The sequence below is a fragment of the Streptomyces speibonae genome, assembly GCF_984686075.1.
Genome location: NZ_OZ480260.1, coordinates 7,688,056 through 7,703,275 on the forward strand (window position 1 = coordinate 7,688,056; position 15,220 = coordinate 7,703,275).

14 protein-coding genes are annotated in these 15,220 nt (G+C 73.5%); 7 read left to right on the forward strand and 7 right to left on the reverse strand.

What is annotated here, in order from left to right:
• Positions 1-20: 20 nt before the first annotated feature.
• The 3 genes from AC5L3C_RS34260 to AC5L3C_RS34270 form a co-directional block, all read right to left on the reverse strand.
• Positions 21-1,127: a CapA family protein gene (locus tag AC5L3C_RS34260; RefSeq protein ID WP_493652985.1), complete on the reverse strand. Its 1,107-nt coding sequence runs from the start codon at positions 1,125-1,127 to the stop codon at positions 21-23.
• Between the two features lie 444 nt (positions 1,128-1,571).
• Positions 1,572-1,922, reverse strand: a complete 351-nt coding sequence (locus tag AC5L3C_RS34265; protein ID WP_493652986.1) for a DUF8129 domain-containing protein — start codon at positions 1,920-1,922, stop codon at positions 1,572-1,574.
• A gap of 72 nt (positions 1,923-1,994) precedes the next feature.
• Positions 1,995-2,357: a DUF6479 family protein gene (locus tag AC5L3C_RS34270; RefSeq protein WP_493654145.1), complete on the reverse strand. Its 363-nt coding sequence runs from the start codon at positions 2,355-2,357 to the stop codon at positions 1,995-1,997.
• Between the two features lie 127 nt (positions 2,358-2,484).
• Between AC5L3C_RS34270 and AC5L3C_RS34275 the strand changes: the two genes are divergently transcribed.
• Together AC5L3C_RS34275 and AC5L3C_RS34280 are read left to right on the forward strand one after the other, a co-directional pair.
• Positions 2,485-2,856, forward strand: coding sequence for a four-helix bundle copper-binding protein (locus AC5L3C_RS34275; RefSeq protein WP_493654147.1), 372 nt, complete (start codon positions 2,485-2,487; stop codon positions 2,854-2,856).
• A 47-nt stretch (positions 2,857-2,903) separates the two neighbouring features.
• Positions 2,904-4,469, forward strand: a complete 1,566-nt coding sequence (locus tag AC5L3C_RS34280; protein ID WP_493652987.1) for a phytoene desaturase family protein — start codon at positions 2,904-2,906, stop codon at positions 4,467-4,469.
• A 43-nt stretch (positions 4,470-4,512) separates the two neighbouring features.
• Here the strand turns inward: AC5L3C_RS34280 and AC5L3C_RS34285 are convergent, their stop codons facing one another.
• The gene (locus AC5L3C_RS34285; protein ID WP_493652988.1) at positions 4,513-6,318 is read right to left on the reverse strand and encodes a serine hydrolase domain-containing protein; all 1,806 of its coding nucleotides are present in this window, start codon (positions 6,316-6,318) and stop codon (positions 4,513-4,515) included.
• A 182-nt stretch (positions 6,319-6,500) separates the two neighbouring features.
• On the opposite strand from AC5L3C_RS34285, the gene AC5L3C_RS34290 reads away from it, so the two are divergent.
• Positions 6,501-7,091 carry a TetR/AcrR family transcriptional regulator gene (locus tag AC5L3C_RS34290; RefSeq protein ID WP_493652989.1) on the forward strand — a complete coding sequence of 197 codons (591 nt, stop codon included), beginning with the start codon at positions 6,501-6,503 and terminating at the stop codon, positions 7,089-7,091.
• A 13-nt stretch (positions 7,092-7,104) separates the two neighbouring features.
• On the opposite strand, the gene paaK is transcribed toward AC5L3C_RS34290, so the two are convergent.
• Together paaK and AC5L3C_RS34300 are read right to left on the reverse strand one after the other, a co-directional pair.
• On the reverse strand, positions 7,105-8,388 hold the full coding sequence (gene paaK, locus AC5L3C_RS34295; RefSeq protein ID WP_493652990.1) for a phenylacetate--CoA ligase PaaK: 1,284 nt from the start codon (positions 8,386-8,388) through the stop codon (positions 7,105-7,107).
• A gap of 167 nt (positions 8,389-8,555) precedes the next feature.
• Positions 8,556-10,361: an alkaline phosphatase family protein gene (locus AC5L3C_RS34300; RefSeq protein WP_493652991.1), complete on the reverse strand. Its 1,806-nt coding sequence runs from the start codon at positions 10,359-10,361 to the stop codon at positions 8,556-8,558.
• Positions 10,362-10,616: 255 nt separating this feature from the next.
• Here AC5L3C_RS34300 and AC5L3C_RS34305 point away from each other — a divergent pair, with 255 nt between their 5' ends.
• From AC5L3C_RS34305 to AC5L3C_RS34320, 4 genes are all read left to right on the forward strand, one after another.
• Complete coding sequence (locus AC5L3C_RS34305) at positions 10,617-10,859, forward strand: DUF397 domain-containing protein (RefSeq protein ID WP_004991796.1); 243 nt, start codon at positions 10,617-10,619, stop codon at positions 10,857-10,859.
• Between the two features lie 152 nt (positions 10,860-11,011).
• Positions 11,012-11,911 (forward strand): universal stress protein, encoded by a 900-nt coding sequence (locus tag AC5L3C_RS34310; protein ID WP_125509168.1) that lies wholly within the window; start codon positions 11,012-11,014, stop codon positions 11,909-11,911.
• Between the two features lie 84 nt (positions 11,912-11,995).
• A complete protein-coding gene (locus AC5L3C_RS34315) occupies positions 11,996-12,598 on the forward strand; it encodes a CGNR zinc finger domain-containing protein (RefSeq protein WP_493652992.1) in 603 nt (200 codons plus the stop codon).
• Between the two features lie 57 nt (positions 12,599-12,655).
• Positions 12,656-13,153, forward strand: coding sequence for a hypothetical protein (locus AC5L3C_RS34320; RefSeq protein ID WP_125509172.1), 498 nt, complete (start codon positions 12,656-12,658; stop codon positions 13,151-13,153).
• Between the two features lie 56 nt (positions 13,154-13,209).
• On the opposite strand, the gene AC5L3C_RS34325 is transcribed toward AC5L3C_RS34320, so the two are convergent.
• Entirely contained in the window at positions 13,210-15,135 is a 1,926-nt protein-coding gene (locus AC5L3C_RS34325; RefSeq protein WP_493652993.1) for an N-acetylmuramoyl-L-alanine amidase, read from the reverse strand.
• Positions 15,136-15,220: the final 85 nt, after the last annotated feature.

Genomic DNA, 15,220 nt, shown 5'->3' on the forward strand with positions numbered 1-15,220 from the left:
GCCGGAACCGGCCGAAACGGTCACCGCCCGGCGAGGGCGAGGGCGAGGGTGCCGTCGGCGTCCAGGGCGACGTCCACACCGCTGATCCGTTCGAGGGTCTCCCGCAGCCAGGCCCGCTCCTCCGGCGCGGCGGGTTCGAGCCGCATCCGCCGCGCCCTGAACGGCGCCATCCGCAGCCCGGTCAGGCGCCCGGTGCCGGCGTCGAGCGTCGGCAGATACGCGAGCCGCAGCTCGTCGCGGAACTCCTCGTAGCCCAAGATGCCCTCGTAGTCGTCGACGAAGTCGCCGCAGCCGTACAGGACGAGGCGGTCCCGGTACACCTCGACGGGGCGGGGGTGGTGCGAGGAGTGGCCGTGGACGACGTCGACCCCGCCGTCCACGAGAGCGTGGGCGAAGCGGACGTGCCGCGGCGGGACGCGGTGTCCCCAGTTCGACCCCCAGTGCACGGACACCACCGCGAGGTCCGCGGGACCCTTCGCCCGCCGTACCCGCCGGGCGATCTCCTCGGCGGCCGCCGCCGACGGCTCCGCGAGGTACGCCACGCCGGACCGGTCGCCCGTCGCCGCCCAGCTCGGCGGGATGCCGCTCGACATCGTCCCCAGCGCGAACACCAGCACCCGGCCGCTTCCGGAGGGGACGACGGCCGGGGCGCGGGCCGCGTCGGTGTCCCGGCCGGCGCCCGCGGTCCTCAGGCCGGCCCCGTCCAGCACGGCCAGCGTCTCGGCGAGCCCAGGGCGGCCGAAGTCCAGCACGTGGTTGTTGGCCAGGACGCACACGTCCGGACGTGCCACCGTGAGCGCGGGCACGTTGGCCGGGTGCATCCGGTAGTGCACGGCCTTGCCGGGCGCGAAGGCGTCACTGCGGGTGACGGACGTCTCCAGATTCACGATCCGCACGTCCGGCGCGGCCTCGTCGAGCACCCGCAGGGCGTCGCTCCACGGCCACGAGAACGGCACCGGGCGGGGAACGGTTCCGCTGACGGCTTCCACGAGCCCCACGTAGTCGCGGGCGTCGCGGATGTACTCCTCCCGCAATGCGGGGTCACCCGGATGCGGAAGGATCTGATCGACCCCACGCCCGAGCATGACGTCACCGCACAGGAACAGCGTCACCGCGCCGGCATCCATGCCTCCACGGTAGGACCGGGACGCGTCGAGTTCGACCAGGACGCCGCCCGCGACGCCCGGAGGCGGGACCGCGGACGGCGCACACCGACGGCGAGGAGACAAGGCCGCCCGTCCGGTGGCCGACCCGGCCCGGACGGCTGACCGCGTGGCGGTCGGCGAGGCGCGCGCCGCCGACCGCGACCGGGCGTGCGCCTCCGGGGCCTTACCACGATGTCCGCCGGTCGGGCCGACGGCGCGCCACGTGCGGCAGCCCGGCGCGGTAGTCCGTCAGCAGGCCGTCATCGCCCTTGGCCCGCTCCCGGTGCGGCCGGCATCAGCCCAGCCCCGTGAGCTCCCGCACTCCGCCGTGCCGGCGCTCACACGAAGGGGCGGGCCGCGCGGCCACGTCCGCGTGCGATGACGGGTGGGCCCACGCCCCGCCCCCGAAGGGCGCCCGGTGGATGGCTACGTGCGGTCGCCCCCCGGCTTGCCCCGCTGGCCCGGGGTGCCGTGCGGCGGCGGACTGGACGGCTCCGGTGAGGTGGCGGGCGAGAACGGAAATCCGCCCCGGCCAGTGCTCTGCTCGGGGCGTACCGCGTCCGGGGCGCCGGACGTCGGCTCGGCGCCCGCGCGCAGTTGCTCCAGCCGGGCTGTCAGCACCTCGGTCGCCGGGAGCCGGTCGGCGTGCGACCGCTCGTAGGACAGCAGCTCCTCGACCTCACCCGCTGTCTGCGAGCGGATCCTCCTCTCCAGGCCGCCGAGGGGCAGTTGGTGGTAGTCGGGCAGCGGCAGGGTGTTGCGGGCGGGATCCGCCATGGTTTTCACTCCCCTGTACGACGGAGCGAGGGGGTGGCGGCGCCAACGCCTGTCGGTGGGTCCGGGACGGGCTCAGTGGCCGCCCGGTCCGCCGCTGCCGAACGCCCCGCCGCCGCCCTCGTCCCAACGGGGCCGCTCCTGCGACCCGGCCGTGCCCCCGCCGTTCAGGTCGTGCGGGGTGAGACGCTCGTCGCCCCGGGGCACCTCGCCCGGCTCACGCCGCTCCCGTACCTCGTGGACCGGGCCGCCCTCGGGCACCCGCGGCTGCTCCTCGGGCCGGGGCCTGCGCGTCCTGTCGTTCCTGACCCGGCGGCTGCCGAGGGCGAACATGCCGATCAGCAGGGCCAGCACCACCACCGCCGCGACCGCCAGCCCGGCGCCCAGGGCACCACGGCCCGCCGCGAGGCCGGCCGTCTCCATCCATGAGGTGTTCATCATGGCTCGCGGGTACCCCCGGACCCCGGCACGAACCCGGCCCGCCGCGCCGCGGGACGCGCACCCCGTCGTCGTACGCCTGCCGCCGCCCGCGTTTGACCGCCGCGGCGGCGGCTACCCGCGCGGTGTGACGACGACATCGCAGAAGGAGCTGTTCCGGTTCCTGGAGGACCGGTTCGCCTGTGCCCAGGCCTGCACCGAGTGCGCACGGGCATGCGCGACGCGGGCCGGCCTGGTGGACCCGGACGGGACCGAGAACCAGGAACGCGTACGACGCAAGGGCATCATGTGCGCGGAGGTCTGCGACGCGACCTGCCGCATGCTGTCCGAGCAGAACCAGGTGGACGAGGCGACCCTCAGGATCCAGGTGGAGTGGTGCCGGCAGGTGTGCCTGGAGAGCGCCCATGCGTTCGACGGCCACCCGGGGGCGGAGGAGACGGCCGCGGCGTGCCGCGCCTGCGCACGGGCCTGCACGGAGTTCCTGGTCACCCTGGACTGACCGGCCCGCGTCTGGCCGGTGCGGATCTTCGCGTGTTACGAAGAACCATGACCGCATCCGTGGGATCTGGGACGTACGACGCCGTCATCGTCGGCGGGGGCCACAACGGCCTCGTCGCCGCCGCCTACCTCGCCCGGGCCGGGCGCTCCGTGCTGGTGCTGGAGCGTCTTGACCACACCGGCGGGGCGGCGGTCTCCACCCGCCCGTTCGCCGGAGTCGACGCACGGCTGTCCCGGTACTCGTACCTGGTCAGCCTGCTGCCCCGGAAGATCGTCAAGGATCTGGGGCTGGACTTCCGGCTCAGCACCCGCACCATCTCCTCGTACACCCCCACCGAACGCGGCGGACGGCCCACCGGGCTGCTCGTCGGCGGAGGCGAACAGCGCACCCGCGAGGCGTTCGCCCGGCTCACCGGCTCCGACGACGAGTACCGGGCCTGGCAGCGCTTCTACGACATGACCGGCCGCGTCGCAGAGCGCGTCTTCCCCACCCTCACCGAACCGCTGCCCACCCGCGAGGAGCTGCGGCGCGCGGTCGACGACGACGAGGCATGGCGGACTCTCTTCGAGGAGCCCATCGGCGTCGCCGTGGAACGGACCTTCGCGGACGACCTGGTGCGCGGTGTCGTCCTCACCGACGCCCTCATCGGCACCTTCGCCGACGCCCACGACCCCTCCCTCAAGCAGAACCGCTGCTTCCTCTACCACGTCATCGGCGGCGGCACCGGCGCCTGGGACGTACCCGTCGGCGGCATGGGCGCCCTCACCGACGCGCTCGCGGGCGCCGCCCGCGCCGCCGGCGCGGTCATCGCCACGGGCCACCGCGCCGTGCGCATCGACACCGACGGCCGCACGGCCGAGGTCACCCACCGCACCGCCGCCGGCGAGGGCGTCGCCACCGCACGGCACGTCCTGGTCAACGCCTCCCCGCAGGAACTCGCCGCCCTCACCGACGGCACCCCGCCGCCCTCGGCCGAGGGCGCCCAGCTCAAGGTGAACATGCTGCTCGAGCGGCTGCCCCGGCTGCGCGACCCCGACGTCGACCCGCGTGAGGCGTTCGCCGGCACCTTCCACATCGCCGAGGGGTACGGCCAGCTGGCCGCCGCGCACGCCCAGGCCGCCGCCGGCGAGCTGCCCGCCGCACCGCCGTCGGAGATCTACTGCCACTCGCTCACCGACCCGACGATCCTCGGCCCGGACCTGGCCGCCCGCGGCTGCCACACGCTCACCCTGTTCGGACTGCACACCCCCGCCCAGCTGTTCGAGCGGGACAACGACGCCGTACGCGAGGAGCTGCTGAAGTCGACCCTCGCCCAGCTCGACGCCCATCTCGCCGAGCCCCTCGCCGACTGCCTGGCCACCGACGCCGAAGGACGCCCGTGCCTGGAGGCCAGGTCCCCGCTGGACCTGGAACGCGATCTCGGGCTGCCCGGCGGCAACATCTTCCACCGTGAACTGTCCTGGCCCCACGCCCAGGAGGGCACCGGCCGCTGGGGCGTGGAGACCCCGCACCCCAACGTCCTGCTGTGCGGGGCGGGCGCCGTGCGGGGCGGCGGCGTGAGCGGAGTGCCGGGCCATAACGCGGCGATGGCGGTCCTGGAGGCCGGCGACTGACCCGCGGGCTCAGTCGACCTGCGGGCTCAGTCGACCCGCGGGCTCAGTCGGCCGACCGGGTCCAGCCCTCCGCCCGGATCCGTGCCGCGTCCGCCCGGCGCGCCTCGTCGAAGAGCCGGCCGCCGGGCGCCTCGACCCGCAGCGCGTCGGCATAGGCGCCGCGCCCGACGTACAGCCGGTCCGTGGTGTACCGCCAGCGCAGGGTGAGGCCCCGCGCGGCGGGCAGGGCGGCGGTGACGTCGTGCCAGACCCGTCCGGACCAGCCGGTGACCGAGCCCGAGGGATGCGGCTGCGGATCCGTGCCCCGGCGCCGGGTGGTGAACGGCACCGGCTGCCAGCTCGTGCCGCCGTCCGCGGAGGCTTCCAGGACCAGGACGTCGGCCCGCGGCTCGGTGTCCCACCACAGCGAGCAGTGCAGGCGGGCCGCGCCGGAGGAGGTGTCCAGCGCGGGCAGGGCGAGGGTCGCCGTCGCGGAGCCCGCCGTCCCGGAGAACCACGCCGTACGGCCCCGGACCGGCCGCACCGGCACCGCGCGGGCCAGCTGGTTGGCGGCGGCCACGCGCGGAGCGGACCCGGAACGCCAGCTGCGCACGGGATGGACGGAGTTGCCCAGCACTACGAGGAACGAGTCGGTGGTCGGGTCGAGCACCAGACAGGTGCCGGTGAAGCCGGTGTGGCCCGCCGTGCGCGGGGTGGCCATCGCGCCCATGTACCAGTGCTGGTAGAGCTCGAAGCCCAGCCCGTGCTCGTCCCCGGGGAAAGCGGTGTTGAAGTCGGTGAACATCAGCTCCACCGACTCCGGCGTGAGGATCCGCCGCCGGCCGTACACGCCGCCGTTGAGCAGCGTACGGCCGAGGACCGCCAGGTCCCACGCGTCCGAGAACACCCCGGCGTGCCCCGCGACGCCGCCGAGGCTGAACGCGTTCTCGTCGTGCACCTCGCCCCACACCAGCCCCCGGTCGAGGCCGGACCACGGCCGGCGGGCGTCCTCCGTGGCCGCGATCCGCGGCTTCCAGGAGGCGGAAGGGTTGTAGCGGGTGCTGCGCATGCCCAGCGGGCCGGTGATCCCCTCGTGCAGGAGGACGTCCAGCGTGCGGCCGGTGATCCGCTCCAGGACCAGCTGCAGCGAGATCAGGTTCAGGTCCGAGTAGCGGTACGCGGTCCCGGGCGCATCGACCGGCGCCTCGTCGAGGAGGAGCCGGATCCTCTCCTCGTACGTGGGCGCCTCGTACAGCGGGATCCAGGCGCGGAACCCCGAGGTGTGGGTGAGCAGCTGGCGGATCGTCATGTCCTGCTTGCCCGCACGGGCGAAGTCCGGCAGATACGACGCGACGGGCGCCGCCAGCTCCAGCCGGCCCCGCTCGATCTGCTGCACGGCGAGGACGGAGGTGAACAGCTTCGACACCGAGGCCAGGTCGAAGACGGTGTCCGCGCGCATGGGGAGCTGCCGGTCCGGCGGGAACTCGACGCCGGTGTCGGTCTCCTCGTCGTACGCCCGGTAGCGGACCGCCATGCCGATGGGGCGGTGCAGCGCCACCGTGTCGCCGCGTCCGGCCAGCAGCACGGCCCCCGCGTACCAGGGGTGGGTGGGCGACGGGCCGAGGAACGCCTCGGCGTCGGTGACGAGTTGACGCAGCGGCGCGGAGAGCAGCCCGGCGCGCCGGGCGGAGCCGTGCCGCAGGGTCCGGGCGCCGCCGTGCGCCGTACCGGCGGCCGGGGCGGGGGCGGCCGGAAGAGGGGCGAAGGCCAGCGCCCCGCCCAACGCCACCGTGCCCCGGCCCAGTTGACCCGGGTGATGCCGCTCGCCCCTGCCTCCGTCATGAGGTCCTCCCGTGTCGTGACCCCGCATGCGGGGCTGAAAGAATTTTTCGGGAAACGTCGCGCGGAGTGAAACTTTCCTGTCAGGTGCGGGATGTGTCAATGGGGCGTGCGCGACCCGGGGGCGTCCCCCGAGGCTGAAGGCTGACGACTCCGGACGCAGTACTCTGGGTGAAGTGGTGTGGTGGTGTACGGCGAGGCGGGAGTGAGGCAGTGGTACGACGGAACGAGCAGCGGCGGGCCGCGCTGGTGGACGCGGCGATCGAGGTACTGGCCCGTGACGGCGCCCGGGGACTGACCTTCCGCGCGGTCGACACCGAGGCCGCCGTGCCCGTGGGCACCGCGTCGAACTACTTCAGCTCGCGCGACGACCTGCTCACCCAGGCCGGCGCCCGGGTCTACGAACGGCTCCAGCCGGACGAGGAGACCATCGCCCGGCAGCGGGCCGCCGGGCACGACCGCGAGGTCTACGCCGCGCTGATGCGCGAACTGGTCGGCCGTATCGCCTCGTTCCGCACCGGCTACCTCGCCCTGCTCGAACTGCGCCTTGAGGCCACCCGCCGGCCGGCGTTGCGCACGGTGCTCACCGAACGGGTGCGCGCGGATGTGGAGGCGAACGTCGCCTATCACGAGGCGTCCGGCCTCCCCGGCGACGCGACGGCGGTCAAGCTCCTCTATCTCGCACTGAACTGGCTGATCGTCGAACAGCTCACCCTGCCGGACGTCTTCACCCCCGAGGAACGGGAGCGTCTGGTGACGGCCGCGGTCGAGCGGATCGTGGCCGACGGTCAACGGGCCTGCTGACGGGCCCTCGCGTTCAGGCGCGCCGCTCCCGCAGATCCACGATCCGCCGGATCTTGCCCACGGAACGCTCCAGCGTCTCCGGGGCGACGATCTCCACGTCCGCCGAGACCCCGATGCCGTCCTTCACGGCCGCCACGATCGACTGCGCGGCCGCGTCCCGCGTCGCCGCGTCCGCGTCCGGGCGGGCCTCCGCGCGCACGGTGAGCGCGTCCAGGCGGCCCTCGGTGGTCAGCCGGAGCTGGAAGTGGGGGGCCACGCCCGGGGTGCGCAGCACGATCTCCTCGATCTGCGTGGGGAAGAGGTTCACCCCGCGCAGGATCACCATGTCGTCGCTGCGCCCGGTGACCTTCTCCATCCGCCGGAACACCCGGGCGGTGCCCGGCAGCAGCCGGGTCAGATCCCGCGTCCGGTACCGCACGACGGGCATTGCCTCCTTGGTGAGCGAGGTGAAGACCAGCTCACCCCGCTCGCCCTCCGGGAGGACCTCACCGGTGAGCGGGTCGACGACTTCCGGAAGAAAGTGATCTTCCCAGATGTGCAAGCCGTCCTTGGTCTCCACGCACTCCTGCGCCACGCCCGGGCCGATCACCTCCGACAGCCCGTAGATGTCCACGGCGTCGATCGCGCAGCGCTCCTCGATCTCCTGGCGCATCCCCTCGGTCCACGGCTCCGCGCCGAAGATCCCCACGTGCAGCGACGTGGAGCGCGGATCGATGCCCTGCCGCTCGAACTCGTCGAGCAGGGTGAGCATGTAGGACGGTGTCACCATGACGACCGAGGGCTCCAGGTCCTGGATCAGCGTCACCTGCCGGGACGTCATGCCGCCGGACGCCGGGATCACCGTGCAGCCGAGCCGCTCCGCGCCGTAGTGCGCGCCCAGGCCGCCGGTGAACAGGCCGTAGCCGTACGCCACGTGCACCGTGTCCCCGGGCCGGCCGCCTGCCGCGCGGATCGAGCGGGCCACCATCTCGGCCCACATCGACAGGTCAGCCTCCGTGTAGCCGACGACGGTGGGGCGTCCGGTGGTGCCGCTGGAGGCGTGCAGGCGGCGGATGCGGTCGCGGGGTACGGCGAACATGCCGTACGGGTAGTTCTCGCGCAGGTCCGCCTTGGTGGTGAACGGGAAGTGTGCCAGGTCGGACAGGGAGCGGCAGTCGTCCGGGTGGACGCCGGCCTTGTCGAAGGCGGTGCGGTAGTGCGGCACGTTGGCGTAGGCGTGGCGGAGGGTGCTGCGCAGGCGTTCGAGCTGGAGGGCGCGGAGTTCCTCTCGGCCGAGCCGTTCGCCCGCGTCCATCATGGCGCTCCCGCCTCCCTCGCACGTCACGAACGCAGTAAGCCACCCGAAGCCGCCCGGGGCAAGAGCCCGACATCCGTTTCTCGCCCCCGCCGCCCCTTCCCTTCCCGTCCCTGGGGCGCAGCCCCCAGGGACGGGAAGGGAAGGGGCGGCGGGGGCGCAATACCCCCTCAGCCGCCCGCCGGGCCGTACGCCGTCATGAAGCGGTCGCGGAACTTGTCCATGCCCCAGCGCGGAGCGCCCGCCGCCGGCTTGAGCCCGTCCGTCCACCCCCACCCCTCGACCCGCTCCAGCACCTTCGGATCCTTCGCGACGATCGTCACCGGCACATCCTTGTTCGTGCTCCCCGCCAGCACCGTCGGCACCGGCTGATGGTCGCCGAGGAACACCAGCACCGTGTCCTCGTCGCCGTACCGCTCGACCCACTCGGTCAGACTCCGCAGCGAGTACTCGATGGCCCGCCGGTACTCGGTGCGCACCTTCTCGGGGTCCTTCCAGACCTCCTTCGGGTCCTTGCCCTCCTTCTTGATCCCGTGGAAGACCGAACCGTCACCGAGGTCCTCCCAGTCGATCATGCGTGCGATCGGCGACCAGGGATTGTGGCTGGAGGCCAGAATGATCTCCGCCATGATCGGCTCGCGGTCCTTCCTGCCGTGCTCCAGTCGCTCGAAGGCCTCCAGCGAGAACTGGTCCGGCACCGGGGTCCAGCTGAAGTACGGGCCGTGGTAGCCGAGATGCTCGGAGTCGTAGATGTGGTCGAGGCCGAAGAACTTGCCCTCCGGCCAGGCCCGCCGCACCCCGGGCACGATTCCGACGGTGCGCCAGTCGCCCGTCTTGCGGAAGTACTTGGTCAGGGTCATGCGGTCACTGGTGGTGAGGCTGCGGTAGCGCTGCTGGTTCTTGATCCACAGCCCGGACAGGAACGTCGAGTGGGCCAGCCAGCTGCCCGCGCCCGTCACCGGCGACTTCAGCCAGCCGCTGCGGGAGGCGAAACCGGCGTCCTGCAGCCGCTGGGTGCCGTCCTTCAGGGCCGCGTCGATCGGCTCCGCCATCGCCGGGTCGTCGATCGCCACCCGGCCGTAGCTCTCGATGAACGTGAACAGCACGTCCTTGCCGCGCAGCCCGGTGAGCAGCTGGTCCGGCGGCGTCCGGGCGAAGGCGTCGACGGCGGCCTGCTTCTCGAAGACCCGCGCGTCGCGCAGCCCCGCGCGCACCTGCTCCACCCGGTTCCCCACGATGTCCGCGTCGACCTTGGCCGCGACCGGCAGACCGGAGTGCTGCACACCCAGCGTCACGCAGGTCATCCACGCCACGCCCAGGACCAGGGTGGTGCGGGTGGCGACGGGACGGTGGCGGACCATCAGACCGGTCAGCCGGACCGTCGCCAGGGTCATGAGCACCAGCACCGCCAGGAAGAGCACGATCACGCCGATCACGGCGAGCACCTGTCCGGCGCGTCCGAACGACTCCCGGACGAAGCTGGTGGCGTCGTCGAGCAGGATCCAGTCCAGCACCAGGTCGAAGGGCCGGGCCAGCACCTGGTAGAAGCCCATGTCCACGAGTTTCAGCACGGTGATCAGGCCCAGCAGCAGCCCCGCCACCACCGCCGTGATCCGCCGCGGCCGCGGCGGCAGCGCCAGCAGCAGCGCGGCGAGGAGGATGCCCTCGGAGGGCAGCCGCAGGAACGCGGTGACGTTCAGTCGGTCCAGTTGGTTCGGCAGGAGCAGCGCGCCCACCACCAGCACCCCGGCGAGCACGGTGACCCCGACGGTCACCCCGCGGGCGGTACGGGGCCAGCGCCGGCGCCAGCCGAACCAGCCCGGCGGCGCGGCGTCCGGTGTGCTGCCGGCTGCCTTGTTGGCTTCCTCGGCCTCGTTGGCCGCCTCGGCCGCCTCGGCCTTCGCCGGACCGGGGTCCCGGTCCGCTTCGCCCTCGGTGGTGTCCGTCGTCCGGCGGGGGCGAGTGAAGAGCGACACCCGGGGGGTCCTTCCGTGCGGTACTGCGATGGCATGGCGAACAGGACCCGCCGAGCGGGCCTGCCCCCACCAGTACGGACGCCGGCCGCGCGGGGTTCAACCCGGGCCCCGCCTCTTTCACCCGTCCACCGGGACCGCCGCCCCTCCGCCCGCCGGGACGGCCCGGGACCCACCGGTACTTCTCCCGCGGCCTGTCGGGCACCGGACCCGGTCGCTAGGCTGACCGCGGACGACGAAACCGGGAGGAGCACGGACGTGGCCGAGAGCACCACCCAGCAGCGCCCCCTCATGGGCTGGGACAAGCCGGACCTGGACCTGAGCAACGCACAGTGGCAGTCCAGCAGCCGAGGCCTGGGCGATGTCCAGATCGCCTTCGTGGAGGGATTCATCGCCATGCGCAACAGTGGCCGCCCGGAGAGCCCTTCCCTGATCTTCACCCCCGCCGAGTGGGGCGCGTTCGTGTCGGGAGCCCGGGAGGGCGAGTTCGACCTGACGTGAGCGGTGCCGTCGCCGTGTCACGGCCCGCCCGCCCCCGAGGAGTGTTCCCGGCGAATTTCCGGACACGCGAGCCGAAGAGCCGTCGCCGGGCCCTGCCTGAGTAAGGCTGGCCCGGGGAAGGCAGAAGAGCGTATTCCCGGAAGCGAGGAACCATGAGCACCCAGCCGGTCGTCGCGGCGGTCGACGGTTCGCAGGAGAGTCTGCACGCCCTGGACTGGGCCCTCGACGCCGCCCGCCGGCGCGAGGCCCCGCTGCGGATCGTGCACGTACGCCAGTACACGCAGTGGACGCGGTCCCAGGTGCTGGCCGCCGGGCCGCCCGCACCCGAGGAGGACCCGGTCCTCGACCAGGTCCGCCGCCACATGGAACTGCACGCCGCCCTCCCGGACGTCGAGTACGTCACGCTGGAGGGCGCGCCCGGCGCACTGCTGCCGGAGATGGGGGCGGCGGCGCGGCTGCTGGTGCTGGGCTCCCGCGGCCGCGGAGGGTTCGCCAGTCTGCTACTCGGCTCCAATTCGCTCGCGGCGGCACGCGACGCCGAATGCCCCGTCGTGGTGGTGCCCCGCCCCAAGGACGACGGCGGCGCGCCGTCCCGGTCCGGCGGGACGGTGGTCGTCGGCCTGAAGTCCGACAGCCCCGACGAGGCCACGCTCGCCTTCGCCTTCGCCGAGGCCGCTCTGCGCGGGGCCCGGCTGCGGATCGTCACCGCGTACCCGTGGCCGCTGCAGACCTGGCTGCTGCCGGGGGAGATGCCGCCGGCGGACATCGACCAGGACGCCGTCGAGCACGAGACCCGTGTCCTGGCCGAGGGCCTCCTGACCGCACACCGGGAACGGCACCCGGAGGTCGCCACCGAGACCGACGTGCTCCCGGGGGACGCGGCCGGTCACCTGGTCGAGGCCTCGCGGGAGGCGCAGTTGGTCGTCGTGGGCCGGCACCGCCGCCGGCTGCTGGCACCCGCGCGCATGATGGGTTCGGTCACCCAGGCGGTCCTGCTCCACGCCGGGAGCCCGGTGGCCGTGGTGCCGCAGGGCCCTCCGGAGGAGGCGTAGCCCGAAGCCTCGCTTCACGCCGCCCGAAGCCCAGCCCCACGTACCCGGTCCACCGGCCGGGGCGCGGTCCCTATCATCGACCGCATGCGGGACTCGACCACCAGGGACACCCGGCTCGCGCTGGACCTCGCCCTCACCATCCGCCACGACGGCGACGGCGGCGTCGCCGACGACCTGACCGATCCCGCCGCCCTCAGCGCCTGGGTCCAGGCCCACCGCGACACACTCCCCGGCGCGGAGCGCCTCCTCGCTTACGACGGCTGCCTCGCCGCCGTCCGCGACGTGCGCACCGCCCTGCGCGCCCTCTTCGCCCACGCCGTCCGGCCCGCACGGCCGAGCCCGGCGGACGCGACCCGCCTGCTGTCCGTCCCCGAGGCGCTGCGCCGGCTGAACGAGGCCGCCGCCCGCACCCCCACCGTGCCCATCCTGACCTGGGACGAGGGTGGCGACCCCGTACTGCGGCGGCGGCCCGTGCCGGACCGCGCGGACGACCCGGCCGCCGTCCTCGCCCAGGCCGCCATCGGCTTCCTCACCGGCCCCGACCGGGAGCGGCTGCGCGCCTGCCACGCCCCTCGCTGTGTGCGCTACTTCCTGAAGGACCACCCCCGCCAGGAGTGGTGCAAGCCCTCCTGCGGCAACCGTGCCCGGGTGGCCCGTCACCACGAGCGGCAGCGGCGGGCCGGGTAGCCCCGGTGGGCGTCGCCCGAGCGCCCGGACGCCGTTGCGGGCACGTACCATGGCCGCATGTCGTTCCTCCGCCGCCGCAGTGCCACCCCCGCCGGGCCCGACTTCGACGTATTGGCCATGGACCCGGGCGACTGGCCCGGGAACCTGGGCGCCGGGCTGCTGCCCGCCCCCGACGGCAGCTGCCAGGGTGTGTTCCTGCGGTACGACCTGTTCGGCGGACGCGGCCCGGCGATGATCATCGGCAATCTGCCCGAGGGCTCCCCGGCCCGCGACGTCGCCGAGGACGAGGTCCCCTTCGAGGTCGGACAGCTGCTGCTGGCGCTGGAGAACGACGAGGAGGTGACGGTCGTCGGCACCGAGGACGTGCCGGTGATGCAGGGCGACAACCTGCTGATCGTGCGGCGCGTCAAGCTGTCCGAGGGCCGGATCTCCTGCGTGCAGTTCGACCGCAGTGACAACGTCCTGGTGACCATCGCCGCCTGGGACCGCCCCATCACCGACGACCTGTACGCCCTGCTCAAGCCGCTGCCCGCGGAACTGTTCCAGCAGGGCTGACACTGAGGGGGCCGGGTCCCGAAGGAACCCGGCCCCGCACCTCGCTCACGGCGCCGCTACGACGACTTCACCGTCACGTCCGCCGCCCGCACGAACCCGACCCGGTGACCGAACTGGATCTCGTAGTACAGGTCCTTGCCCCGCACCACCCGGTGCGAGGCCTCGTCGAAGGTCACCGCGTAGTAGTACTCGCCGGGGACCTTCCCGCCGGTCACGTACTTCTGCCCCGCGAGCACCGTGTACGGCAGCGGCGACACCGCCTGCACCGGCACGCCCTCCGGGTAGGCCTCCGCCTCCGGGTACGCCCTGCCGTAGACCGGCACGGAGTCAAGGCCCTTGCGCGGGGTCACGACCCTGCCCTTCACGGGCACGGCGGCCGGGTGCTTCTTCGGGTTCTTGAACCAGGCCTTCTGGCCGAGGTACCAGATGGCGGTCCAGTCGCCCCACCGGTCGGCGACCGCGTAGCTCTGGCCCGTGGAGACCCGCGAGGACAGGTCGTTCACCCCGGTGGTCGGGGCCTGGCCGAGGCCGATGTCCCGGACCAGCGGGGAGCTCTCGTCGTGGTCGGAGTACAGCCGCACGGCGCTGGACCCGTGGGTCGCGCAGGGCTCGCCCGCCCGCTCGCAGCCGGTGAAGACCGGCCGGTTGGCCGCGTAGTCGGGCCGGATCGTCACCACACCGGAGTGCGGTCCTGCCGTCGCTTCGAGGGGGCGGCCGAGCAGCTCGAAGTAGTGCCGCCAGTCCCAGTAGGGGCCCGGGTCGGTGTGCATGCCGGGGACGTACGCCGTGGTCGGCCCGGGCACGGTGTCATGGCCGAGGATGTGCTGCCGGTCCAGCGGAATGTCGTACTTCTTGGCGAGGTACTTCACCAGCCGCGCCGACGACCGGTACATCGCCTCCGTGTACCAGGCGTCCGGCTCCGCCAGGAAGCCCTCGTGCTCCAGGCCGATCGACCCCGCGTTGACGTACCAGTTGCCGGCGTGCCAGGCCACGTCCTTCGCCTTCACGTGCTGGGCGATGTGGCCGTCCGTGGAGCGCAGACTGTACTGCCAGGACACATAGGTGGGGTCCTGCACCATGTTCAGGACGCCCTCCCAGGCGCCCTCCGTGTCATGGACGACGATGTACCGGATGTCCTGCGAGGCGGGCCGGTTCCCCCGGTCGTGGTTGCCGTAGTCACCGTCCCCGAACTCCTCGTACGGCGCCGGGATCCACTCGCAGGACACCGTCCTCGGGCACTCCGTCCCGGCGGCGGAGGAGGGGCGCAGTCCGGCGCGGCGCAGCGCGGAGGTGTCCGGAGCGAGACCGGGACGGGCGGTCAGGGCGACCTGCTGCCCGGCGTCCGTGACCCGCCGTTCACCGGCGCGGATCACCTCGTACACGTCGTCGGCGTACGCCGTCGCCGACGCGGTGTCGTCCGCGCCGGAGAACAGCGCCACCGCCGCGTACCAGTCCGCGGGGTCCTGGCTCGTCGGTTCGCCCAGCCGCCGCTGCGCCTCGGCCAGCAGCGCGGCACCGCCCGCGACGTTCGCGGCCGGGTCCTCGCGCAGCCGCTCGGGGCTGATCCCGGTCAGCCGCGCCGCCTCCGTCAGGGTGGTGAGCCGGTCCGGCAGCTCGGCGGTCTCCGGCGTGCGCGCCCCGGGGCGCAGCGGCGGACGGGCGTCGTCGCCTCGGGGGTCCTCCGCGCCCTCGCCGTGGTGCTCGGTCGCGGCGAGCGCGGCCCGCGCGTCCGTGAGGTGCATCGGCCCGTAGCCGCCGGTCACGCTCGCGGCGCCGCCGTGCGCGTCCCAGCGGGACTGCAGATAGGAGACGCCGAGCAGCACGCTCTGCGGCACGTCGTACGCGGTGGACGCGGCGGCGAAGGCCTGTTGCAGCCGGGCGGTGGGCGGCTGGGCCGGAGTGGGTGCGGCGCCCAGCAGCGGCAGCGTCAGGGCGGCCACTGCGAGGGTGCACAGGGCGCCGCGGGTGGGGGGTCTTGGCAAGGCAGCCTCCTGGGACGGGCGGGACGTGACGGACCGAGCGGTGCGTGTCAGTGCTACCGGTCGGCTGATAATCCGTCAATCATGC